Raw genomic sequence first — 23,145 nt, 5'->3', positions numbered from 1 at the left:
CTGTGGAACAGGCGTTCAGGGAGTGAGACGCCCGTTACGGAAGAGGTCCACGAAGATCTGGTGGTCGGCGCGCGCCCGGGCCCCGTACGCGTGGGCGAAGTCCACGAGCAGCTCCGCGAAGCCCTCCTCGTCGGCGGCGATCGCCGCGTCGATGGCCCGCTCGGTGGAGAAGGGCACCAGGGACTGCCCGCTCTCGGCCTCGTCGGCCGACGCGTGCATGGTCGCGGTCGCCCGGCCGAGGTCGGCGACGACGGCCGCGATCTCCTCCGGGTCGTCCAGGTCCGACCAGTCCAGGTCCACCGCGTACGGAGAGACCTCCGCCACCAGCTGCCCGGCCCCGTCCAGCTCCGTCCAGCCCAGCCACGGGTCGGCGTGCGCCTGCAGGGCGCGCTGAGAGATCACCGTGCGGTGCCCCTCGTGCTGGAAGTACTCCCGCACCGCCCGGTCCGTGATGTGCCGGGAGGCCGCCGGGGTCTGCGCCTGCTTGAGGTAGATCACGACGTCGTTCTCCAGGGCGTCGCTGTGCCCCTCCAGCAGGATGTTGTAGGAGGGCAGGCCCGCCGAGCCGATGCCGACGCCGCGACGCCCCACCACGTCCTTGACCCGGTAGGAGTCCGGGCGCACGAGGGACTCGTCGGGGAGGGTCTCCAGGTACCCGTCGAAAGCGGCCAGCACCTTGTAGCGGGTGGCGGCGTCAAGCTCGATCGAGCCCCCGCCGGCGGTGAAGCGGCGCTCGTAGTCGCGTATCTCCGTCATGGAGTCCAGCAGGGAGAAGCGGGTCCGGGAGCGGGCCGAGCGCAGCGCGTCCAGCAGGGGGCCCTCGGCGGTGTCCAGGGTGAAGGAGGGCAGCTCAGGCAAGGCATGGCTCTTCGCGCCCGCCGCCAGCCGGTGGATCCGCTCCCGGTAGGCACCCGCGTAGATGCGCACCAGCTCGCTTATCTGGTCGTCGCTGAGCGCCTTGGTGTAGCCGATCAGGGCGACGGAGGCGGCGAACCGCTTCAGGTCCCAGGTGAAGGGGCCGACGTAGGCCTCGTCGAAGTCGTTGACGTTGAAGATCAGCCGGCCGTTGGAGTCCATGTACGTGCCGAAGTTCTCGGCGTGCAGGTCGCCGTGGATCCACACCCGGCCCGTCCGCTCGTCCAGGTAGGGGCCGCCGTGCCGGTCCCGCTCCAGGTCGGAGTAGAAGAGGCAGGCCGTGCCCCGGTAGAAGGCGAAGGCCGAGGCCGCCATCTTGCGGAATTTGACCTGGAAGGCAGCGGGGTCGGCGGCGAGCAGCTCACCGAACGCGGTGTCGAACACGTCGAGGATCTGCTCGGCGCGCTGCTCGTCGGTCGTCTCGGGGACCGCCATGGCGGGTTCCTCCTGGTGCACGGGCTGTTTCGGGTTCCGACCGACTGGACGCCGGATCGACCCTCCTGGTTCTGCAACGCCCGACCGTACCGGTCAGTGCCCGTGATCTGTCACCCGGCCGACGTAGGATTCGAAGCTGCCCCCTCGCCCCCGCCCCCGGAGGACCCGCGCCGTGACAAAGCCGCCGTTCACGCACCTGCACGTCCACACCCAGTACTCGCTGCTGGACGGTGCCGCGCGGCTGAAGGACATGTTCAACGCGTGCAACGAGATGGGCATGACGCACATCGCCATGTCCGACCACGGCAATCTGCACGGCGCCTACGACTTCTTCCACACCGCGCAGAAGGCCGGCATCACGCCGATCATCGGCATCGAGGCGTACGTCGCCCCCGAGTCCCGGCGCAACAAGCGGCGCATCCAGTGGGGCCAGCCGCACCAGAAGCGCGACGACGTCTCCGGTTCCGGCGGTTACACCCACAAGACGATCTGGGCGTCGAACGCCACCGGTCTGCACAACATCTTCCGGCTGTCCTCCGACGCGTACGCCGAGGGCTGGCTCACGAAGTGGCCGCGGATGGACAAGGAGACCATCGCCAAGTGGTCCGAGGGCCTGATCGCCTCCACCGGCTGCCCGTCCGGCGAGGTGCAGACCAGGCTCAGGCTCGGCCAGTTCGACGAGGCCGTGCAGGCCGCCTCCGACTACAAGGACATCTTCGGCGAGGGGCGCTACTTCCTGGAGCTGATGGACCACGGCATCGAGATCGAGCGCCGGGTCCGCGACGGGCTCCTGGAGATCGGCAAGAAGCTCGGCATCCCGCCGCTGGTGACGAACGACTCCCACTACACGTACGCGCACGAGGCCGGCGCCCACGACGCCCTGCTCTGCATCCAGACCGGCAAGAACCTCTCGGACCCCGACCGCTTCCGCTTCGACGGCACCGGCTACTACCTGAAGTCGACCGACGAGATGTACGCGATCGACTCCTCGGACGCCTGGCAGGAGGGCTGCGCCAACACGCGGCTGGTCGCCGAGCAGATCGACACCGAGGGCATGTTCAAGTTCCGGAACCTGATGCCGAAGTTCGACATCCCGGACGGTCACACGGAGGTCAGCTGGTTCCGTGAGGAGACCATGCGCGGCATGCACCGCCGCTACCCCGGAGGCATCCCGGAGGACCGGCTGCAGCAGGCCGAGTACGAGATGGACACGATCATCTCGATGGGCTTCCCGGGCTACTTCCTCGTGGTCGCCGACTTCATCATGTGGGCCAAGAACCAGGGCATCGCGGTGGGCCCGGGCCGAGGCTCCGCGGCCGGTTCGATCGTCGCCTACGCCATGGGCATCACCGACCTCGACCCGCTCACGCACGGTCTGATCTTCGAGCGCTTCCTGAACCCCGAGCGCGTCTCCATGCCCGACGTCGACATCGACTTCGACGAGCGCCGGCGCGTCGAGGTGATCCGGTACGTGACCGAGAAGTACGGCGCCGACAAGGTCGCCATGATCGGCACCTACGGCACCATCAAGGCCAAGAACGCGATCAAGGACTCCGCGCGCGTCCTGGGCTACCCGTACGCCATGGGCGACCGGCTGACCAAGGCCATGCCCGCCGACGTCCTCGGCAAGGGCATCCCGCTCTCCGGCATCCTCGACCCGCAGCACCCCCGCTACGGCGAGGCCGGCGAGATCCGCGGGATGTACGAGAACGAGCCGGACGTGAAGAAGGTCATCGACACCGCCCGCGGTGTGGAGGGCCTGGTCCGCCAGATGGGCGTGCACGCCGCCGGCGTGATCATGTCCAGCGAGACGATCACCGACCACGTACCCGTCTGGGTGCGGCACACCGACGGCGTCACCATCACCCAGTGGGACTACCCGAGCTGCGAGTCGCTCGGCCTGCTGAAGATGGACTTCCTCGGCCTGCGCAACCTCACGATCATGGACGACGCCGTCAAGATGGTGAAGGCCAACAAGGGGATCGACATCGACCTCCTGGCCCTCCCGCTCGACGACCCCAAGACCTTCGAACTGCTCGGCCGCGGTGACACCCTCGGCGTCTTCCAGTTCGACGGCGGGCCCATGCGCTCCCTGCTGCGCCTGATGAAGCCCGACAACTTCGAGGACATCTCCGCCGTGTCGGCCCTGTACCGGCCGGGCCCGATGGGCATGAACTCGCACACGAACTACGCCCTGCGCAAGAACAAGCAGCAGGAGATCACCCCGATCCACCCGGACCTGGAGAAGCCCCTCGAAGAGGTGCTCGCGGTCACCTACGGCCTGATCGTCTACCAGGAGCAGGTGCAGAAGGCCGCCCAGATCATCGCGGGGTACTCGCTCGGCGAGGCCGACATCCTGCGCCGCGTGATGGGCAAGAAGAAGCCCGAGGAGCTGGCGAAGAACTTCACCATCTTCCAGGAGGGCGCCCGCAAGAACGGCTACAACGACAAGGCCATCCAGGCCCTGTGGGACGTCCTGGTCCCCTTCGCCGGCTACGCCTTCAACAAGGCCCACTCGGCCGCGTACGGGCTGGTCTCCTACTGGACCGCCTACCTCAAGGCGAACTTCCCGGCCGAGTACATGGCCGGTCTGCTCACCTCGGTCAAGGACGACAAGGACAAGTCCGCGATCTACCTGAACGAGTGCCGCCGGATGGGCATCAAGGTCCTGCCGCCGAACGTGAACGAGTCCGAGCCGAACTTCGCGGCCCAGGGCGACGACGTGATCCTCTTCGGCCTCACCGCGGTGCGCAACGTCGGCACCAACGTGGTCGAGTCGATCATCAGGACGAGGAAGGCCAAGGGGAAGTTCTCCTCCTTCCCCGACTTCCTGGACAAGGTCGAGGCCGTCGTCTGCAACAAGCGCACCGTCGAGTCGCTGATCAAGGCCGGCGCCTACGACGAGATGGGCCACACCCGCAAGGGCCTGGTCGCGCACCACGAGTCGATGATCGACAACGTGGTCGCGGTCAAGCGCAAGGAGGCCGAGGGACAGTTCGACCTGTTCGGCGGGATGGGTGACGAGAACGCGGGTGACGAGCCCGGCTTCGGCCTCGACGTGGAGTTCTCCGACGTCGAGTGGGAGAAGTCCTACCTGCTCGCCCAGGAGCGCGAGATGCTCGGCCTCTACGTCTCCGACCACCCGCTCTTCGGCCTGGAGCACGTGCTCTCCGACAAGACGGACGCAGGCATCTCCCAGCTGACCGGCGGAGAGCACTCCGACGGCGCCGTCGTCACCATCGGCGGCATCATCTCGGGCCTCCAGCGCAAGATGACCAAGCAGGGCAACGCCTGGGCCATCGCCACCGTCGAGGACCTGGCCGGCTCCATCGAATGCATGTTCTTCCCGGCGACCTACCAGCTCGTCTCCACCCAGCTGGTCGAGGACACCGTCGTCTTCGTCAAGGGCCGCCTCGACAAGCGCGAGGACGTCCCCCGCCTGGTCGCCATGGAGATGATGGTCCCCGACCTCTCCTCGGCCGGCACCAACGCCCCGGTGGTCCTCACCATCCCCACCGTCAAGGTCACGCCGCCGATGGTGACCCGTCTGGGCGAGATCCTGCGCCACCACAAGGGCAACACCGAAGTGCGGATCAAGCTCCAGGGGCCGCGCACCACCACCGTGCTCCGCCTCGACAGGCACCGCGTCCAGCCCGACCCGGCGCTCTTCGGCGACCTCAAGGTGCTGCTCGGACCGTCCTGCCTGGCCGGATAGCGCCCCCGCGGTACGCGCGGAAGGGCCCGCCCGGTGCCACCGGGCGGGCCCTTCCGCATGCGAGTACGGCCGTCAGTTGTGGCCGAACTTCTTCTCCTTGCGCTTGTGCGCCATGTCCATCGGGCTCGGTGCCGAGGAGGGCATCGACTCGGTCTCCGACGAGCCCTTGGTCGGATCCTGCCCCGACCGGGGCTGCTGCTTGGCGGGCTGCTTCTGGTTCTTGTTCTTGGCCATGGTGGAGCCTCCGTGAGGGTCTAGGGGCCAGGACCGCCTTCACACTCACACAACGCCAGAAACGGCGCATTTTGGATCATTACTGCGCGTAGCCGATGCCTTCCGCCCCGTCGGCCGTGAGATCCGCCACGCCGATGATCGAGTTCCGGCCTTCAACACCCTTGGGGTCGGGCAGACTCGGGGAACCGCCGCAAAGCACAGAGGACCCCCAGGGAAGAGGGTGGAACGCGTGGACCGCTGCGTCGTCCTGGTGGATGCCGGGTACCTGCTGGGTGCCGCCGCCAGCCTTCTCGCCGGGGAGCCCTCCCGCTCCCGGATCACCATCGACCATGCCGCCCTCATCCAGGGCCTGCGCGAGCGGGCCGAGGCCGACACCGAGCAGCCCCTGCTGCGCATCTACTGGTTCGACGGAGCACCCGACCGGGTGCCCCAGCCCGAACACCGGCGGCTGCGCGTCATGCCCCGCGTCACCGTCCGGCTCGGCGCCCTGACCCGCAGCGACGGGCGCTGGGCGCAGAAGGGCGTCGACGCCGCCATGCACGCCGAGCTCACCGAGCTCGCCCGCAACCGGGCCTGCTCCGACGTGGTCCTGGTCACCGGCGACGGGGACCTGCTGCCCGGCCTGATGTCCGCCAAGGAACACGGGGTCGCCGTCCACCTGTGGGCCGTCCAGGCCGCCGACGGCGACTACAACCAGTCCGAGGACCTCGTCGCCGAGGCCGACGAACGCCGCGTCCTGGACCGGGCCTGGATCACCCGGGCCGTCCGGGCCAAGGACCTCACCGGACTGTGCTCCCCGCCACCCGCACCGCGCCCCGACATCGCCGCCATCCTCTCGGCCCCGCTGCCCGAGGCGGCGCTCGCCGAGGCCGCCCGCAACGGCGCCGCCGCCACCGGACCGGAGGAGGGCGACGGACCCCCCGTACCGGCACCCGTCACCCCCGGGGGCAAGCCGGTACCCACCCCCAAGGACCTGGCCGGCGCCCTGCGCGCCACCGGCCAGCAGAACCACCCGCAGACCGCGCCGAGCGGCGCCCACGCCCCCGCCAGCGCCCTGCGCTGGTCCTCCGACAAGGGCTGGATCGACCGGGCCGGACCGCTGGGCGAGCCCGCCGAGACCGCCTCGCTGCCCACCCTCGCCCAGCTCACCAGCGCCGAACAGCGCTGGGCGGACCGCGAGGAGGACATCACCACCGTCGGCGGGGACCCGTTCGAGGTGGGACAGGTGTTCGCCAGGCGCTGGATGGAACGTCTCCCGGAGACCGTGCACCTGCAGAAGCTGGCCACCATGTACCCGCGGATCCCGCACCGGATCGACGGCGAACTGCTGCGCTACGCGGCCAGGTTCGGGCTGCTCGCCCACAAGGACGACCAGATCGACGAGCACGACCGGTACGCCATCCGCGCCGGGTTCTGGCGGGAGATCGACGTCCGCGCCGCCGCCGAACACGTGGCCGCCGTACCGGCCTCGGCACCCGGAGCCGGCCCCGGCGAACTCCCGGCCCCGCTGACCCCGACGGCCGAGTAGGGCCGGGAACCCCGTAGGCTGCTCCCTCGTGAGTACGGGCACAGCACAGGCGCAAGAAGGCACGGCGGCGGCCGCGGGAGCGGCGTCGGACGTCATCTGCGCGGTGCGTGACCTGGTCAAGACGTATCCCGCGGTACGCGGCCGGCGCGGGGCCCCCGCCCTGCCCGAGACCCGCGCCAACGACGGGATCTCCCTCGACGTCCGGCGCGGCGAGATCTTCGGCCTGCTCGGCCCCAACGGCGCCGGCAAGTCCACCCTGGTCCGCCAGCTCACCGGCCTGATGCGGCCGGACTCCGGCTCCGTGACCCTGCTCGGCCACGACCTCGTGGGCCACCCAGAACGGGCCTCCCGGCTGCTCGCCTACCTGGGGCAGGAGTCCACCGCCCTGGACGAGCTCACGGTGGCACTGGCCGCCGAGACCACCGGGCGGCTGCGCGGTCTCGACGCCCGCGCCGCCCGCGCCGCCCGCGACGCCGTACTGGAGGAGCTCGGGCTGACCCCGATCGCCGGACGGCCCCTGAAGAAGCTTTCCGGCGGCCAGCGCCGCCTCGCCTGCTTCGCCACCGCACTGGTGGGGGAGCGGCCCGTACTGGTCCTCGACGAGCCCACCACCGGCATGGACCCGGTCGCCCGGCGGGCCGTGTGGTCCGCCGTCGACCGGCGGCGCGCGCAGCACGGCGCGACGGTCCTGCTCGTCACCCACAACGTCATCGAGGCCGAGACCGTCCTCGACCGGGTCGCCGTCATCGACCAGGGCAAGGTCATCGCCTGCGACACCCCCGCCGGCCTGAAGGCCACCGTCTCGGGCGAGGTACGGCTGGAGCTGGTGTGGCGCGAGAGCGCTCCGCTGGACGTCCCGGAGGTCGCCCGGCTGCGCGACCGGGCCGCCCGGTCCGGGCGCCGCTGGGTGCTGCGGCTGGCACCGGACGAGGCGAGGGCGGCAGTGGCCTCCGTCACCGGGGGCCCGGCCTTCGCCGCGCTCGACGACTTCACCCTCGCCACCCCCAGCCTGGAAGACGTGTACCTGGCCCTCGGCGGCAAGACGAAAGGGCTGGTGAAGTCGTGAGCGACCGTTCGACGGGGGCCGTCCGGGCCCTGCTCGCGCCCGATGCCGTGCCGTCGCCCCCCGCGGGCGCCGCGCCCGCCGACGCCGCCGACGGCCGCGCACAGGCACCGCAGCCCGCACCGCTGGCGCCGGGCGCGCGGTTTTTCCCCTCCCTGGCCGCCGTCTACCGGGCCCAGCTGTCCCGGGCCCGGGTGGCCCGGATCCCGCTGCTGTTCGTCGCCACCTTCCAGTCCGTCGGGATCATGATCCTGATGAGGGGCGTGGTCGACGGGGGCTCGGAGGCCCGCGCCGTCGTCGCCGGCTCCTCGGTGCTCGTCGTCGCCTTCGTCGCCCTGAACCTGCTCGCCCAGTACTTCGGGCAGCTGCGGGCCGGCGGCGGGCTCGACCACTACGCCACCCTGCCCGTGCGGCCCGCGTCGGTGGTGCTGGGCGCCGCCGCCGCGTACGCCTCCTTCACGCTGCCGGGGACCCTGGTCACCGCCGTCTTCGGATGCCTGCTGTTCGGGCTGCCGATGAGCGGGCTGTGGATCCTGGCCGCGGTGGTACCGCTGGCCGGGGCCGCGCTGGCCGGGCTCGGCGCGGCGCTGGGACTGCTGGCACCGCGGCAGGAGCTGGCCACCCTCGCCGGCCAGCTCGGCATGTCGGCGGCGCTGCTGCTCGGGGTGCTGCCGCCGGAGCGGATGCCGGACGTGATCGTGTGGGCCCGGGACCTGCTGCCGTCCACCTACGGCGTCGAGGCGTTCGCCCGTACCTTCGCACCGGAACCGGACTGGGCCGCCGTCGTCTTCGACCTGGGCGTGTGCGGGGCCGTCGGGGTCCTCTCGCTCACCGTCGCGACCTGGGCGTACCGCCGGGCCGCCGTCCGCTGACACGGTCCGCCGACGCCGCCGGGCGACACACCTGGCACGATGTGGGGGTGACCGAAGCCGTGACCCCGCAGTCCCCCCTCGACCCGCCGTCGCTCCCGACCGAGAAGCCGGGGGCCTCCGCCGGGGCGATCACCCCGGAGGACGTCCGGGACGGGGCCGTCGTCGCCCTGCTCGTCGGGGCGGCCGGACTGCTCCTCGGCCTGCTGTGGCTGTGGCTGGCCCCGCGGGTGCAGTACGTCTCCAACGGGGAGGCCGTCTTCCTGCGCAACAGCGAGAGCGAGGCGCGGATCGCCTCCGACGGCACCTTCTTCCTGCTGTCGCTGGGGCTGGGCGCGCTCAGCGCCGTCGGCACCTTCCTGTGGCGCCGGGCCGGCGGCGTGCCGCTGGTGATCGGGCTGGCGGTCGGATCCTGCTTCGGCGCGCTGGTGGGGTGGCGGTTCGGGCTGTGGCTGGGACCGTCGTCGGACCTGGTCCTCGCCGCGAAGCAGGCGGGCAAGGGGGTTCCGTTCGACGCGCCGCTGGAGCTGCTCGCGCACGGGGCGCTGCTGGCGTGGCCGATGACCGCCGTGCTGCTGCACCTGGGGCTGACCGCGCTGTGGACGCCGCGGGACCCGGACCCCGAGCCCGCCTTCGGCTGGTCGGGCTACTACCAGGCGCCGCCGCCCGCCGATGCGGCCCCGTCGACTCCGGAGACCCCGCGCGCCTGACCCCTCCCGGGGGTGTCGGTACGCCGCTGCGCGGAGCTGGTCCCCGCCCCGCCCTTTCACCGTTTCCCGGGGCTCCGCCCCGGACCCCGCGCCTCAAACTCCCCCAGCTACCGCTGGGAGGTACCCCCTGGCGGGGCTAGTTCTGACGGGCGATCGGGGCCAGGGTGGCCGACGTGAGGGCGGTCAGGTCCGACGGGGAGAGCTCGATCTCCAGGCCGCGGCGGCCCGCCGAGCAGCAGATCGTGGCGTGCGCCGAGGCCGAGGTGTCGATCACCGTGCGCAGCCGCTTGCGCTGCCCCAGCGGGGAGATGCCGCCGAGGACGTAGCCCGTGGTGCGCTCCGCCAGGGCCGGGTCGGCCATCGCCGCACGCTTTCCGCCGACCGCCGACGCCAGGGCCTTCAGGTCCAGTGACCCCGAGACCGGGACCACCGCCACCGTCAGGACGCCGTCCACGTCCGCGACCAGCGTCTTGAAGACCTGCGCGGGCGAGACACCGAGCGCCTGCGCCGCCTCCTCCCCGTACGAGGGATGGGCCGGGTCGTGCTCGTACGCGTGCGTGGTGAACGGCACGCCCGCCGCCGTCAGGGCGACGATCGCCGGGGTACCTGCCGCCTGCTTGGACTTCTTCGCCATCGGGGTGCGCTCAGTTCGGGCTCGTCGGGGCACGGGTCAGGTCCACCGCCGGCAGCGACGGGAGGTGACGGATCACCGCCGTCTCCGCGCGCAGCAGCTTCAGCTCCTCCGCCAGCCGGGTCGCGATGTCCGGGGCCTGGAGCAGCCGCTGCTTCGCCGGGATGTCCAGCACCGCCGCCGCTGCCACCAGGTACGAGACCACCGACGGCTCGTCGGGCAGCTCCGCGCCCGTCAAGGACCGCTCACGAGCCCCGGCCAGCCGCTTCTGGTAGTTGCGGAAGGCCCGCAGCACCCCCTCGGCCAGAACGCCCGCGCCGTCGCCCGCGTCCTCCGGGAGCTCTTCCAGCTCCGCCGTCAGGAAGGGGCCCGAGGCGTCGACCGAGACCAGCCGGACCCGCGTCGTACCGGTCGCCAGGACCTCGAAACTGCCGTCCTCCCGCTCCCGGACGGTCGCCGCGTCGGCGATGCAGCCCACCCGGTGGAAGGCCTGGATCGGGTCGGGGCCGAAGCCCGCCGCCGGGCCCCGCTCGGGCAGCGACGTCTGGTCCGGCAGGCCGGGCGCGGTCGGCGCGACCTCCCGGCCGTCGCGGATCGCGACGACCGCGAAACGGCGCGGCTCGTCCTCGCCCGTCTTCAGCAGCTCGCGCATCATGGCGCGATAGCGCTCCTCGAAGATGTTCAGCGGGAGGACGAGTCCCGGGAACAGCACCGAATTCAGTGGGAAGAGGGGCAGGCGAACGGTGGTCACGACGCACAGGGTAATCGCCCGGGCCACCGAGGGTGTCCGGCGTTTGAGGGGCGGACGGCGTCACGTGTCCCCTCCGCCGCACGACCCCCGCCCCCGTCACCCCCGCCGCAGGAGCCGGGAAGCCCCCGCCGCCACCGTCGTGGCCAGGATCCAGCCCATGACGACCAGGCCCGCCGCCCCCCACTGCCAGCCGCCCTCCAGCTTCCACTGGCCCTGCTGGCCGAGGTCGATCACCGGGAGCAGCAGGTCCAGCGCGTACAGGGCGGCGCTCCACTGCGGATGCTCGTCCTCCTTGATCGCCGGCGGGTGGAGCTGCGAGAAGAGCAGCGCCCCCGCCGCCCACAGCACCGCCATCCACAGCGCGGCCCGGCCCGGCCGGTAGCCGTAGACCACCGTCCAGTCCTGGAGGTACCCCCACGCCTTCGGCCCGAGCGGCAGCGTGGCCCGGCGCCGCCGCTGCTTCGCCAGCAGCACCTCGCGGGCGTCCTGGTCCTCGCCGCTCGCCCGCAGTACGGCGGCCAGCCGCTCGTACGGCTCCGGCGAGTACTCCGGAGTGGCCGCCGCCACCCACTCCAGGCGGCGGGAGAGCGGGAAGTGACCCCGGGGCGCGAGGTTCTCGTAGACGAACCCCTCGATGGACAGCCCGCCCGGGCCCGGCCAGCTCGTGGAGGTGTCGACCAGCTTGACCACCTTGGCGCCGGACACCACCACCCGGCCCTGCTCCGGCCGCTCGCCGACGAACCGGAACTCGGGGGTCTGGATCCGGCGCAGGGAGATCTCCTGCTCGGCGGCGAGCGTGAACCGCGCCCCGTAGAAGTCGATGGCGTCGCCGAAGCGGCCGTCGTCCAGCCGCAGCCCGCCCCGGCACTCGAAGTGCTGGGCCCGCCGGCCGCGGGTGGGGGTCGGCCCCAGCCCGTACGGGGGAGTGGAGGAGCCCCCGTACGCCGCGTAGTCCAGTGCGATGGACGTCAGGTACAGGGTCCGCTCCACGGTCAGCTGCGGGGCGTTCAGCGCGAACCGCCCGTACGGGTTGCTCAGGCGGGCCCCGCGCAGGTTCATCGACACGCCGACCTTGGCGCCGCGCAGGCTCACCTCCCCGTACGTCTCCAGCACCTCCCCCTGTAAGTCCTGCGCCACGGACATCCCGTCCGCGGCGATCGCCCGCCCCTTGTTGTCCCGCTGCACCACGGCCTGGCTGACCAGCAGGTCGGTGCCGATCTGCGCGTCCGTGAGCCGGATCCCGCGCGCCACCCGGCAGCGCGGCAGGTGCAGATCGCCCTCGGTGTGCAGCCGGGCCGCCTCCAGCCGCGGTATCGCGCAGTTGATCAGGCGCAGCGTGCCGAAGCGGGCCTCCGACAGCTGGATCTCGCTGTCGAAGCGGCACGACTGGAGCTCCACGTACGGGGCCACCGCGCCACCGGACAGTTCCAGCCGCCCGCTGATCCGCGCCCCGCGCAGCTTCAGGGAGGCCACCCGGCCCGGCACCGGCGGCGGACCGTGCAGCAGCAGCCGGGCGACCACCCGGGCGCGGACACTGCGCTCGGGCCCCCAGACGTGCTCGGCGTGCGGATCGTCCCGGTCGGCGGCGCGGGCGCTGAGATCGCAGACGCTGCCCGTGCGGAACGCCTCCCACATGCGGCGTTCGGAAGCGGTGAGATCCGCCGGTTCCTCGTCCGTGCGCGCCTCGGTCACGGCGGCCCCCCTCCGCTGTCATCTCCGTGTAGGGGAACGCTATCGGGCGCCTGTGACATCCGGGACCCGTATCAGCCAGTGATACGGGCGGACGGTGGCGCGAAGCGGTCTGAGAGAATTGTGAGGTGATCTCTCGTATCGACCTGCGCGGTGACGCCCTCCCCGAGGGCGGCGCCCTGCGCTCTCTGCTGCCCCGTGCCGAGTTCGACGTAGAAGCTGCCCTGGAGAAGGTGCGGCCCATCTGCGAGGACGTCCATCATCGTGGCACGGCGGCGCTGATCGAGTACGCGCAGAAGTTCGACGGGGTCGAGCTCTCGCAGGTCCGGGTACCCGCGGAGGCCATCGAGGCCGCCCTGGAACAGCTGGACCCGGCCGTCCGCGCCGCCCTCGAGGAGTCGATCCGGCGCGCCCGGATCGTGCACCGCGGCCAGCGCCGCACCGAGCACACCACCCAGGTCGTCCCCGGCGGCACCGTGACCGAGAAGTGGGTTCCGGTGGAGCGCGTGGGGCTGTACGCCCCCGGCGGCCGCTCGGTGTACCCGTCCTCCGTCGTCATGAACGTCGTCCCGGCCCAGGAAGCGGGCGTCGAGTCGATCGCGCTCGCGTCCCCGCCGCAGAAGGAGTTCGGCGGCCTGCCGCACCCGACGATCCTCGCCGCGTGCGCGCTGCTCGGCGTGGACGAGGTGTACGCGGTGGGCGGTGCCCAGGCCGTGGCGATGTTCGCGTACGGGACCTCCGGACCCGACGGCTGCCTCCCCGCCAACATGGTGACCGGCCCCGGCAACATCTGGGTCGCCGCCGCCAAGCGCTACTTCACCGGGAAGATCGGCATCGACACCGAGGCCGGACCGACCGAGATCGCCGTCCTCGCCGACTCCACGGCCGACCCGGTGCACGTCGCCGCCGACCTGATCAGCCAGGCCGAGCACGACCCGCTGGCCGCCGCCGTGCTCGTCACCGACTCCGCGGAGCTCGCGGACGCAGTCGAGAAGGAGCTGGAGCCGCAGGTCGCCGCGACCAAGCACGTCGAGGACCGGATCAAGCCGGCGCTGGCCGGCAAGCAGTCCGCGATCGTGCTGGTCGACAGCCTGGAGGACGGCCTCAAGGTCGTCGACGCGTACGGCGCCGAGCACCTGGAGGTCCAGACCGCCGACGCCGCCGCCTGGGCCGCCCGCGTCCGCAACGCCGGCGCGATCTTCGTCGGCCCGTGGGCCCCGGTCTCCCTCGGCGACTACTGCGCCGGCTCGAACCACGTGCTGCCCACCGGCGGCTGCGCCTGCCACTCCTCCGGCCTGTCCGTGCAGTCCTTCCTGCGCGGCATCCACATCGTCGACTACACCCGCGACGCCCTCGCCGAGGTCACCCACCACGTGGTGACGCTGGCCGAGGCCGAGGACCTGCCCGCGCACGGCGCCGCCCTGAAGGCGCGCTTCGGATGGAAGGTGCCCACCCAGTGAGCTTCGGCATCGACGACCTGCCCATCCGGGACGAGCTGCGCGGCAAGTCCCCGTACGGCGCCCCGCAGCTCGACGTGCCCGTCCAGCTGAACACCAACGAGAACCCGTACGAGCTGCCCGAGGAGCTGGTGCGGCGCATCGCCGAACGCGTCTCCGAGGCGGCCCGCACCCTCAACCGCTACCCCGACCGGGACGCGGTCGAACTGCGCACCCAGCTGGCCGCCTACCTCACCCGTACCGGCAAGCACCCGGTCGCACGGGAGAACGTCTGGGCCGCCAACGGCTCCAACGAGGTCATCCAGCAACTGCTGCAGACCTTCGGCGGGCCCGGCCGCACCGCGCTCGGCTTCGAGCCCTCCTACTCGATGCACGCGCTGATCTCCCGCGGCACCGGCACCGGCTGGATCTCCGGGCCCCGCCGCGAGGACTTCACGATCGACGTGGAGGCGGCCGAGCAGGCGATCACCGAGAACGCCCCCGACGTCGTCTTCATCACCTCGCCCAACAACCCCACGGGCACCGCGGTCGAGGCCGAGACGGTCCTCGCCCTCTACGAGGCCGCCCAGGCGGCCAAGCCCTCCCTGGTGATCGTCGACGAGGCGTACGTGGAGTTCAGCCACCGGGACTCGCTGCTGCCCCTCATCGAGGGCCGCCCGAACCTGGTGGTCTCCCGGACCATGTCCAAGGCCTTCGGCGCGGCCGGTCTGCGCCTGGGCTACCTGGCGGCGCACCCCGCCGTCGTCGACGCCGTCCAGCTGGTGCGCCTGCCGTACCACCTGTCGGCCGTCACCCAGGCCACCGCACTGGCCGCCCTGGAACACACCGACACCCTGCTCGGCTACGTCGAGCAGCTCAAGGCCGAGCGCGACCGCCTGGTCGCCGAACTGCGGGCCATCGGCTTCGAGGTCACCGAGTCCGACGCGAACTTCATCCAGTTCGGGACGTTCGAGGACTCGCACACCGCCTGGCAGAAGATCCTCGACCAGGGCGTCCTGGTCCGCGACAACGGCGTACCGGGATGGCTGCGGGTCACCGCCGGCACCCCGGCGGAGAACGACGCGTTCCTGGAAGCGGTTCGCGCACTGAAGAAGGAGCAGCACGCATGAGCCGCATCGGACGGGTCGAACGGACCACCAAGGAGACCTCCGTCGTCGTCGAGATAAACCTCGACGGCACCGGCCAGGTCGACGTCTCGACGGGCGTGGGCTTCTACGACCACATGCTCGACCAGCTCGGCCGCCACGGCCTCTTCGACCTCACCGTCAAGACCGACGGCGACCTGCACATCGACACCCACCACACCATCGAGGACACCGCCCTCGCGCTGGGCGCCGCCTTCAAGCAGGCCCTCGGCGACAAGGTCGGCATCTACCGCTTCGGCAACTGCACCGTGCCGCTCGACGAGTCCCTCGCCCAGGTGACCGTCGACCTGTCCGGCCGCCCCTACCTCGTGCACACCGAGCCCGAGAACATGGCGCCGATGATCGGCACCTACGACACGACGATGACCCGGCACATCTTCGAGTCCTTCGTCGCACAGGCCCAGATCGCCCTGCACATCCACGTCCCGTACGGCCGCAACGCCCACCACATCGTCGAGTGCCAGTTCAAGGCCCTCGCCCGGGCGCTGCGCTACGCCGCCGAGTTCGACCCGCGCGCGGCCGGCATCCTGCCCTCCACGAAGGGCGCCCTCTAGCCGTGAACGGCCTGAACACCATCCTGATCGTCCTCGGCCTGTTCCTGGCCGGGGGCGTCTACTCCTTCCAGAAGCAGAAGATGCCCAAGTCGGTCATCATCCTGCTCGCTCTGGCCTCCGCCATGTGTCTGGCCGCCGGAGTCCTGCGAATCCAGGGAATTTGGGAATGAGCGCAGTCCGCCCCACCAAGAACGTCGTCGTGTTCGACTACGGCTTCGGAAACGTCCGCTCCGCCGAGCGGGCCCTCGCCCGCGTCGGCGCGAACGTCGAGATCACCCGCGACTACGACAAGGCCATGGACGCCGACGGACTCCTCGTCCCCGGCGTCGGCGCCTTCTCCGCCTGCATGCAGGGCCTCAAGGACGCCCGCGGCGACTGGATCATCGGCCGCCGGCTCTCCGGCGGCCGCCCGGTCATGGGCATCTGCGTCGGCATGCAGATCCTCTTCGAGCGCGGCATCGAGCACGGCGTCGAGACCGAGGGCCTGGACGAGTGGCCCGGCACGGTCGGCCCGCTCAAGGCCCCGATCGTCCCCCACATGGGCTGGAACACCGTCGAGGCCCCGGCCGACAGCCAGGCCTTCAAGGGCCTGGACGCCGACGCCCGCTTCTACTTCGTGCACTCCTACGCGGCGCGCGACTGGAGCCTCGAGATCACCAACCCGGCGATCCGCGCCCCCAAGGTCACCTGGGCCACCCACGGCGAGCGCTTCGTGGCGGCGGTGGAGAACCGGGCCCTGTGGGCCACGCAGTTCCACCCCGAGAAGTCCGGCGACGCCGGCGCCCAGCTCCTCACCAACTGGATCGAGACCCTGTGATGACCGCACCCACGCTCGAACTCCTGCCCGCGGTCGACGTCCGCGACGGACAGGCCGTCCGCCTCGTGCACGGGGTGTCCGGCAGCGAGACCTCCTACGGCTCCCCGCTGGAGGCGGCCCTCGCCTGGCAGCGCTCCGGCGCCGAATGGCTGCACCTGGTCGACCTGGACGCCGCCTTCGGCACCGGCGACAACCGCGCCCTCGTCGCCGAGATCACCCGCGCCATGGACATCAAGGTCGAGCTCTCCGGCGGCATCCGCGACGACGCCACGCTCGCCGCGGCCCTCGCCACCGGCTGCACCCGCGTCAACCTGGGCACCGCCGCCCTGGAGACCCCCGAGTGGGCCGCCAAGGCCATCGCCGAGCACGGCGACCGGATCGCCATCGGCCTCGACGTACGCGGCACCACCCTCAAGGGCCGCGGCTGGACCAGCGAGGGCGGCGACCTCTACGAGACCCTCGCCCGCCTGGACTCCGAGGGCTGCGCCCGGTACGTCGTCACCGACATCGGCAAGGACGGCACGCTGACCGGCCCCAACCTGGAGCTGCTGAAGAACGTCTGCGCCGCCACCGACCGGCCCGTCGTCGCCTCCGGCGGCATCTCCTCGCTCGACGACCTGCGGGCGCTGTCCGCACTGGTCCCGTCGGGCGTCGAGGGCGCGATCGTCGGCAAGGCCCTGTACGCCAAGGCCTTCACCCTGGAAGAAGCCCTGAAGGTGGTCTCCGCATGAGTTCCGACGCCGTACGCCGCATCTCCTCCGGCGGCCCCTACGAGGACGTCATCGCCTACTCCCGCGCCGTGGCCCTCCCCAACGGCCTGGTCCTGGTCTCCGGCTGCACCGCGGCCGACGCGGGCGGCCCGTACGACCAGACGGTCAAGGCCTTCGAGGTCGCCTTCAAGGCGCTCGCCGACGCCGGCCTGGGACCCGAGGACGTGGTCCGCACCCGGATGTACCTCACGCACGCCCGCGACGTCGACGAGGTGGGCCGCGCCCACAAGCAGCTCTTCGACGCGGTCCGGCCCGCCGCGACCATGCTCATCGTCTCCGGCTTCGTCGACCCCAGCATGGTCGTCGAGGTCGAGGTCGAGGCGTTCAAGGCGGTGGCGGAATGACCCTCGCCGTACGCGTGATCCCCTGCCTGGACGTGGACAACGGCCGGGTCGTCAAGGGCGTCAACTTCCAGAACCTGCGCGACGCGGGTGACCCGGTGGAGATGGCCAAGCTGTACGACGCCGAGGGCGCCGACGAGCTGACCTTCCTCGACATCACCGCGTCCTCCGGGAACCGCGAGACCACGTACGACGTGGTGCGCCGCACCGCCGAGCAGGTCTTCATCCCGCTCACGGTGGGCGGCGGCGTCCGCACGGCCGACGACGTCGACAAGCTGCTGCGGGCAGGCGCGGACAAGGTGGGCGTGAACACCGCCGCCATCGTCCGCCCCGAGCTGATCCAGGAGATCGCGGAGCGGTTCGGCCGGCAGGTCCTCGTCCTGTCCGTGGACGCGCGCCGCACGGCCGCCGGGACCTTCGAGGTCACCACGCACGGCGGTCGGCAGGGCACCGGCATCGACGCGGTCGAGTGGGCGCACCGGGCGGCCGAACTGGGCGCGGGCGAGATCCTGCTCAACTCGATGGACGCGGACGGTACCAAGGACGGCTACGACGTCGAGATGATCGCGGCGGTGCGGAAGCACGTCACGGTGCCGGTGATCGCCTCGGGCGGCGCGGGCCGCCTCGCCGATTTCGCCCCGGCGATCGAGGCGGGTGCGGATGCGGTGCTCGCGGCGTCGGTGTTCCACTTCGGCGACCTGCGCATCTCGGAGGTCAAGTCCGCCCTCCGCGAAGCGGGCCACCCCGTCCGCTGACGCCCTCGTGCCCCGGCTGCGGGCCGGTGGGGTGCGCCTCAATCGCCGGCGGGGCTGGGGTGGTGTCCGCGCGCGCGGGGCCGGGGCAGGGCGAAATGCGGCGCATGGTAACCGGATCCAGCACGCGATTCGGTCGTGTGGGCCTGCCCACACTTTCCTTACATCTCCCCTACAGCGGTGCGTCCATGGCGGCCGGGGGTCGGCGGTGCGCCGGTCGGGGTGTCCTTGATCCCTTGTGCCGCAAGGGGGGAATGGGGCGGAAGGGGCGCCGCGCGGCATCCCGGTCCGCGCCGCCATCCGCTCGGAATAATTGCTTCCGATAACGGGCTGGGAGCTCTGTTGATCGTGGCAAGTCGAATTAAGGCCAAAGACTGACGGAAATTAAGCATTTTTACTGATGGGCGTGGTCGATAAACGGTCAGGAATGGCCAGATCCGTTTTGACGCTCTCTTTGCAATCTTCAAGACTGCCCCTCCGACCACCCCGCACCACTGGGAACCGCGTGCGGGGATCTCACAGGGGGATCCGAAAGCAGAATGAAGAAGAGCCACTCGAACTCCGCCCGCATGCGCAGGGGCGTCACGCGCGGGCTGGTGACCGCCACCGCCCTGGCCTCCGTCACCGGCCTGGCCGTGCCGCTGATGGCCGTCGCCGCCCCGTCGGGCACAGCGGCCGCCGCCGCCGGGATCGGAACCAGCGAGAAGCAGCGCGTGGACGCCGCCTCCGTGGTGCGCCTCGACCCCAGCCCGGACGTCCTGCTGCTCAGCGACCACGACTTCATCCACGCCCTCTGGCAGAAGGCCCGGGACGGCGGGGAGGAATTCGAGTCCGTACGACTGGCCGCCGAGGCCGCCATGATGAGCGAAACGGCCGAGGACCACGTCCAGTTCATCACCACCGTCATCCACGACGCGTACGCCGTCGACAAGCAGCGCGAGAAGGACAAGGCCGACGCCGCCCGCGCGGCCCGCCTCGCCAAGTCCCAGGCACTGATCGCGGTCGGCATCCCGAACAGCCCCGACCTGCTCGACCTGAGCGACGACAACTTCATCCGCGCCGTGATGCGGCACGAGGCCGCCGGGCCCGAGGTCCGCGCCGCCGCCGCGCAGGCCCTGGCCGGTGACGCCGCCGCCTGGCAGGCGTTCATCACCAACGGGGCCCGCGAGGCCCACCGCCGCGACGTGGCCAACGAGCTGAAGGAACTGGAGGAGAAGAACCGCGCCGAGGCCGAGCGCCGCAAGGAGCTGGCCGCCCGCACCAACGCCGCCGCGCTGTTCCGCATCACGCCCTCCGAGGCCGTACTGGCCCTCAGCGACGACAACTTCATCCGCGAACTGCTGCGCACGGCCCCGGCCGACGCCAAGGGGAGCGAGCTCTTCGCGGCCGCCCAGCGCGCCGTCCTCAGCCCGGACCCGGCCGTGTGGAAGCAGTTCATCCACACCGGCGCCGAAGAGGCGTACAAGAAGGACGACGAGAAGCGCCGCAAGGAGGCCGCCGCCGCCAACCGCCGCCTCGCGCTCCAGATCCAGACGGCCGCCGAGAAGACCGGCGTGTACCCGAACCTGGTCGCGGCGGCGAAGAAGGCCCTGGCCGGCAGCGACGACGACGTCGCGCGGTTCCTGATGGACGGCCAGCACCGGGCCAAGCGCCAGTCGTTCCAGCAGGCGAACGGCCTGCCGGCCGGCTTCTTCCTGCGGCAGTCCACCCCCGACGCCGGCGAGGCGTTCCTCGCCCCCGTCTCCACGGGCTCCAAGCAGGCCGACCGCGAGGACGCCACCTGGGTCGTCGTCCCGGCGCTCGGCGGCCAGCCCGGCTGCTACTCCCTCGAATCGGTCCGCAAGCCCGGCTACTACCTGGCCCCGAAGGACCTCCGGGTCCGGATGCTCGCGAGCGACAACAGCGCGCAGTTCCGCAAGGACGCCACCTGGTGCGTCAAGAAGGTCGCGGGCGCCACCGGCACCTCCTTCGAGTCGGCGAGCCAGCCGGGCCGCTTCCTGCGGCAGTACCAGGGCGACCTGTACGCGGCCAACAAGGCGGGCGGCAAGAACCGCTTCGACATGGAGAAGGACTTCGCCCAGGACATCTCCTGGAAGTTCACCGCCCCGCTCGCCCCCTGACGGCCCCCGGCCGGTTCCCTTCACCCCAGACCTGAGAAGAACGGAAACACCCATGTCTCGGATCGTCCGATCCGTCCTGGCCGTCGGGGCCAGTGTCGCCGCACTCGTCGGCGGCGTGAGCGCCGCCGTCGCCGAGGAGACGCCCGCCGCGCCCGCGTCCGTCACCGCCCCCTCGGCCGCCGCCGCCACGTCCGCGGTGGCGGGCCCCTCCGCCATGCAGCTCAAGGCCGAGCACAGCGGCCAGTGCCTCACGATCCCCAAGGCCAGCATGCGCAACGGCGTCAACGCCGTGCAGTCCGCGTGCGCCGACGGCGCCGAGAACCAGTGGTTCGACCTGGCGGCCACCGGCGCCGGCACCTTCGAGGTGCGCGCCGGGCACTCCGGCAAGTGCCTCGACGTCGAGGGCGCCGCCATCACCTCCGGCACGCCCGTCCAGCAGTGGTGGTGCGTGGGGGCCCCGCAGCAGCGCTGGCGCCTGGTCATGGTCGACATCGCCAAGGAGCTGTACGAGCTGCGGCCCGCCCACACGGCGCCGAACACGAACCGCTGCCTGGGCATCGCCTCCGCGAGCAAGGACGACGGCGCGAGCGCCCAGCTGGGGATGTGCAGCGGCGCATCCGCCCAGAAGTGGCGTCTCCAGCCGGTCACGGCCGCCTGAGCATCCCGAACACGCGAGAGGAAACAGATCCCACCATGTCTCGGATCATCCGGGCCGCCCTGGCCCTGAGTGCCACCGTCGTCGTGCTGGCCGGCACCGCGACCGCCGTACAGGCCGACGGGGCCGAGGACGCGCGCAAGGCCGCCGAAGCGGCCCGCGAGGCCGCCCAGGCCGCAGTCGCCGCGCGCCAGGAGTTCATGTCCCGCGCCACCATGCCGCAGACGGCCGTCCAGTTCACCGCCTCCCACAGCGGCAAGTGCCTGGACGTCGAGGGCGCCAAGGCCACGGACGGCGTCCCCGTCCAGCAGGCCGCCTGCACCACCACCAACGCCCAGAAGTGGACCGCCGTCGCCACCCAGGGCGGCACCTTCGAACTGCGCTCCGCCGTCAGCGGCAAGTGCCTCGAAGTGGAGAACGCCGGCACCAAGAACGGTGCCGTCATCCAGCAGTGGGCGTGCGTCGGCAAGGAGCACCAGCGCTGGCAGCTGATGCTGGTCGACCCCGTCCGCAAGCTGTACGAACTCCAGCCCGCGCACGCCGACGGCATGTGCCTGGACGTCACCGGCGGCAAGAAGGACAACGGCATCAACACGCAGCTCTACACCTGCAACCGGACCGGCGCCCAGCTGTGGGCCGTCCAGCCGGCCAAGTGAGGCCGGCCGCCGGGACCGGGCGCGGCGCGTGAGCCCGTCCGCCCGGCGTCGCGCGGGGGCGGGGCCGCACGGCTCCGCCCCCGCGCGGCTGGGCACACCGTGCGCACCGCGCACGGATCGAACACGTTCTTGTTCAACCGAGGGGGAGTCCGAGTTGAGTCGTCAGTGGTGGGGCGGGCGGGCGCTGGTCGTCGGCGTACTGGCCGGCGGGATCGCGGTCACGGGCGTCGTACCGGCGGGGGCCGAGGCCCGCGCCGCGGCCGCGGTGGCCGCCGTACCGGCCGTGCCCGCCGTGCCCTTGTCCCTGTCCGCCGTCCCGGACGGGCAGCCCGCTCCGGCGCTCTCGCCCGAGCTGGCCGCCGTCGTCGAGGACGCGCGCCGCCAGGTGACGTCGATGGCGAAGACGCACCCGGCCGCCGAGGTGCGCACCTCGGCGTGGAACGCGCTGCGCAGCTCCCGCGGCGACGAAGCGCTCCTGGAGTGGTTCGCTCCCGGCGGCGGCTTCGAGTACGCGAAGCAGCGGGCGCGGGAGACCCGGGCCCGCAACAAGGCATTCTGCGAACGCGTGGTCGCCACCCACACGCCGGGGTTCTCCCCCGAGGTGCGGGCGGCAGCGGCGCGGGCGCTCAAGGGCAGCGTCGCCGACCAGGCGGCGTTCGTGAAGACGGGATACGCCGAAGCGCAGCGCCGCGACCGCGCCACGCGCGCGTCCGGAGAGCAGCACCGGATCGAAGTCACCGCCAAGGAGCGGGAGTTCGTACGCGACCGGGCCGACCGGGACCCGGGCGAGCAGGTACGGGTCGCCGCGCAGTGGGCGCTGCGGCCGGGCGCCGCCGACGAGGACGTGGCGGAGTTCTTCGGCTACGGCTGGGCCACCGGCGCGGTCCTCGACATGGAGGCGTACCGGACGCGGGCCGCAGACGCGGAAGCGGTACGGCACTACACGCTGACGCGCCTGGTCCGGGAGGCCACGGCGGCCGAGGCCGCCGTACAGGGCGCGGCGGACGCCGCCAAGGCCCGCGCCGAGGCCGAACGGGCCTGGAAGGCCGTGTCCGGGCACTCCGACGCGGCGCAGCGCGCGTGGCTGGCCGAGCAGGCCGCCGCGGCCGCCCAGGCGGAGAACTGGCGGGCCGTCGCCGTGCTGTCCCGGGAGTCGGCGCAGGACTTCTGGAAGGGGATCTCGGACACCGCCGGGACCAGCCAGGAGGCATGGGCCGGGGAGCAGACCCGGGCGCAGGAGGCGGCGGCGTTCTGGAAGGCCATGTACGACAGCGCCCGGGACGGCGAGACCCGCGCCAGGGGCTGATCCCGGTGTACGGCCGGCCCGCCGACCGGGGC

General features: G+C 71.8%; 22 protein-coding genes. 17 read left to right on the top strand and 5 right to left on the bottom strand.

Going from position 1 to position 23,145, the window contains the following annotated elements; all coding sequences use genetic code 11:
• Nucleotides 1–15: 15 nt before the first annotated feature.
• Nucleotides 16–1,350 carry a DUF2252 domain-containing protein gene (locus ACXNSR_RS11155; protein ID WP_458641922.1) on the bottom strand — a complete coding sequence of 445 codons (1,335 nt, stop codon included), beginning with the start codon at nucleotides 1,348–1,350 and terminating at the stop codon, nucleotides 16–18.
• Nucleotides 1,351–1,522: 172 nt separating this feature from the next.
• Between ACXNSR_RS11155 and dnaE the strand changes: the two genes are divergently transcribed.
• The gene (dnaE, locus tag ACXNSR_RS11150; RefSeq protein ID WP_458641921.1) at nucleotides 1,523–5,065 is read left to right on the top strand and encodes a DNA polymerase III subunit alpha; all 3,543 of its coding nucleotides are present in this window, start codon (nucleotides 1,523–1,525) and stop codon (nucleotides 5,063–5,065) included.
• Nucleotides 5,066–5,137: 72 nt separating this feature from the next.
• Here dnaE and ACXNSR_RS11145 read toward each other — a convergent pair whose 3' ends face one another.
• Nucleotides 5,138–5,299 carry a hypothetical protein gene (locus ACXNSR_RS11145; protein WP_202201959.1) on the bottom strand — a complete coding sequence of 54 codons (162 nt, stop codon included), beginning with the start codon at nucleotides 5,297–5,299 and terminating at the stop codon, nucleotides 5,138–5,140.
• A gap of 220 nt (nucleotides 5,300–5,519) precedes the next feature.
• Here ACXNSR_RS11145 and ACXNSR_RS11140 point away from each other — a divergent pair, with 220 nt between their 5' ends.
• Genes ACXNSR_RS11140 through ACXNSR_RS11125 form a run of 4 tightly spaced genes read left to right on the top strand, consistent with a single transcriptional unit; the run spans nucleotide 5,520 to nucleotide 9,469 of the window.
• Nucleotides 5,520–6,827: an NYN domain-containing protein gene (locus ACXNSR_RS11140; protein WP_458641920.1), complete on the top strand. Its 1,308-nt coding sequence runs from the start codon at nucleotides 5,520–5,522 to the stop codon at nucleotides 6,825–6,827.
• A gap of 28 nt (nucleotides 6,828–6,855) precedes the next feature.
• Entirely contained in the window at nucleotides 6,856–7,893 is a 1,038-nt protein-coding gene (locus tag ACXNSR_RS11135; protein ID WP_458641919.1) for an ABC transporter ATP-binding protein, read from the top strand.
• Nucleotides 7,890–8,762 carry an ABC transporter permease gene (locus ACXNSR_RS11130; protein ID WP_458641918.1) on the top strand — a complete coding sequence of 291 codons (873 nt, stop codon included), beginning with the start codon at nucleotides 7,890–7,892 and terminating at the stop codon, nucleotides 8,760–8,762. Before ACXNSR_RS11135 ends, ACXNSR_RS11130 begins: the two co-directional genes overlap by 4 nt.
• Before the next feature lie 47 nt (nucleotides 8,763–8,809).
• Nucleotides 8,810–9,469: a hypothetical protein gene (locus ACXNSR_RS11125; RefSeq protein WP_458641917.1), complete on the top strand. Its 660-nt coding sequence runs from the start codon at nucleotides 8,810–8,812 to the stop codon at nucleotides 9,467–9,469.
• A gap of 136 nt (nucleotides 9,470–9,605) precedes the next feature.
• Here ACXNSR_RS11125 and ybaK read toward each other — a convergent pair whose 3' ends face one another.
• The 3 genes from ybaK to ACXNSR_RS11110 all read right to left on the bottom strand — a co-directional run bounded on the left by ybaK (nucleotide 9,606) and on the right by ACXNSR_RS11110 (nucleotide 12,543).
• Nucleotides 9,606–10,103, bottom strand: coding sequence for a Cys-tRNA(Pro) deacylase (gene ybaK / locus ACXNSR_RS11120; RefSeq protein ID WP_458641916.1), 498 nt, complete (start codon nucleotides 10,101–10,103; stop codon nucleotides 9,606–9,608).
• A 10-nt stretch (nucleotides 10,104–10,113) separates the two neighbouring features.
• The gene (locus tag ACXNSR_RS11115; RefSeq protein WP_458641915.1) at nucleotides 10,114–10,851 is read right to left on the bottom strand and encodes an LON peptidase substrate-binding domain-containing protein; all 738 of its coding nucleotides are present in this window, start codon (nucleotides 10,849–10,851) and stop codon (nucleotides 10,114–10,116) included.
• Nucleotides 10,852–10,947: 96 nt separating this feature from the next.
• The gene (locus ACXNSR_RS11110) at nucleotides 10,948–12,543 is read right to left on the bottom strand and encodes an oxidoreductase (protein ID WP_458641914.1); all 1,596 of its coding nucleotides are present in this window, start codon (nucleotides 12,541–12,543) and stop codon (nucleotides 10,948–10,950) included.
• 125 nt (nucleotides 12,544–12,668) lie between these two features.
• Here ACXNSR_RS11110 and hisD point away from each other — a divergent pair, with 125 nt between their 5' ends.
• The 12 genes from hisD to ACXNSR_RS11050 all read left to right on the top strand — a co-directional run bounded on the left by hisD (nucleotide 12,669) and on the right by ACXNSR_RS11050 (nucleotide 23,113).
• A complete protein-coding gene (gene hisD, locus ACXNSR_RS11105; protein WP_458641913.1) occupies nucleotides 12,669–14,000 on the top strand; it encodes a histidinol dehydrogenase in 1,332 nt (443 codons plus the stop codon).
• Nucleotides 13,997–15,106, top strand: a complete 1,110-nt coding sequence (locus ACXNSR_RS11100) for a histidinol-phosphate transaminase (RefSeq protein ID WP_458641912.1) — start codon at nucleotides 13,997–13,999, stop codon at nucleotides 15,104–15,106. Before hisD ends, ACXNSR_RS11100 begins: the two co-directional genes overlap by 4 nt.
• Complete coding sequence (gene hisB / locus ACXNSR_RS11095; protein ID WP_326591415.1) at nucleotides 15,103–15,696, top strand: imidazoleglycerol-phosphate dehydratase HisB; 594 nt, start codon at nucleotides 15,103–15,105, stop codon at nucleotides 15,694–15,696. Before ACXNSR_RS11100 ends, hisB begins: the two co-directional genes overlap by 4 nt.
• A 2-nt stretch (nucleotides 15,697–15,698) precedes the next feature.
• On the top strand, nucleotides 15,699–15,866 hold the full coding sequence (locus tag ACXNSR_RS11090; RefSeq protein ID WP_030009964.1) for a hypothetical protein: 168 nt from the start codon (nucleotides 15,699–15,701) through the stop codon (nucleotides 15,864–15,866).
• Nucleotides 15,863–16,513, top strand: coding sequence for an imidazole glycerol phosphate synthase subunit HisH (hisH, locus tag ACXNSR_RS11085; protein WP_458641911.1), 651 nt, complete (start codon nucleotides 15,863–15,865; stop codon nucleotides 16,511–16,513). Before ACXNSR_RS11090 ends, hisH begins: the two co-directional genes overlap by 4 nt.
• Nucleotides 16,513–17,244, top strand: a complete 732-nt coding sequence (gene priA / locus ACXNSR_RS11080; protein WP_458641910.1) for a bifunctional 1-(5-phosphoribosyl)-5-((5-phosphoribosylamino)methylideneamino)imidazole-4-carboxamide isomerase/phosphoribosylanthranilate isomerase PriA — start codon at nucleotides 16,513–16,515, stop codon at nucleotides 17,242–17,244. The genes hisH and priA overlap by 1 nt, the downstream gene beginning before the upstream one ends.
• On the top strand, nucleotides 17,241–17,627 hold the full coding sequence (locus tag ACXNSR_RS11075) for a RidA family protein (RefSeq protein WP_458641909.1): 387 nt from the start codon (nucleotides 17,241–17,243) through the stop codon (nucleotides 17,625–17,627). Before priA ends, ACXNSR_RS11075 begins: the two co-directional genes overlap by 4 nt.
• Nucleotides 17,624–18,379 (top strand): imidazole glycerol phosphate synthase subunit HisF, encoded by a 756-nt coding sequence (gene hisF, locus ACXNSR_RS11070; protein WP_161293725.1) that lies wholly within the window; start codon nucleotides 17,624–17,626, stop codon nucleotides 18,377–18,379. Before ACXNSR_RS11075 ends, hisF begins: the two co-directional genes overlap by 4 nt.
• 536 nt (nucleotides 18,380–18,915) lie before the next feature.
• A complete protein-coding gene (locus tag ACXNSR_RS11065) occupies nucleotides 18,916–20,496 on the top strand; it encodes an AbfB domain-containing protein (RefSeq protein ID WP_458641908.1) in 1,581 nt (526 codons plus the stop codon).
• 52 nt (nucleotides 20,497–20,548) lie between these two features.
• Nucleotides 20,549–21,154 (top strand): RICIN domain-containing protein, encoded by a 606-nt coding sequence (locus ACXNSR_RS11060; RefSeq protein WP_458641907.1) that lies wholly within the window; start codon nucleotides 20,549–20,551, stop codon nucleotides 21,152–21,154.
• Nucleotides 21,155–21,189: 35 nt separating this feature from the next.
• Entirely contained in the window at nucleotides 21,190–21,807 is a 618-nt protein-coding gene (locus ACXNSR_RS11055; protein ID WP_458641906.1) for an RICIN domain-containing protein, read from the top strand.
• A gap of 154 nt (nucleotides 21,808–21,961) precedes the next feature.
• Nucleotides 21,962–23,113 carry a hypothetical protein gene (locus ACXNSR_RS11050; RefSeq protein WP_458641905.1) on the top strand — a complete coding sequence of 384 codons (1,152 nt, stop codon included), beginning with the start codon at nucleotides 21,962–21,964 and terminating at the stop codon, nucleotides 23,111–23,113.
• Nucleotides 23,114–23,145: the final 32 nt, after the last annotated feature.

The sequence above is a fragment of the Streptomyces sp. NC-S4 genome, from assembly GCF_054353315.1.
This window is presented reverse-complemented; position numbering and strand designations above follow the sequence as displayed.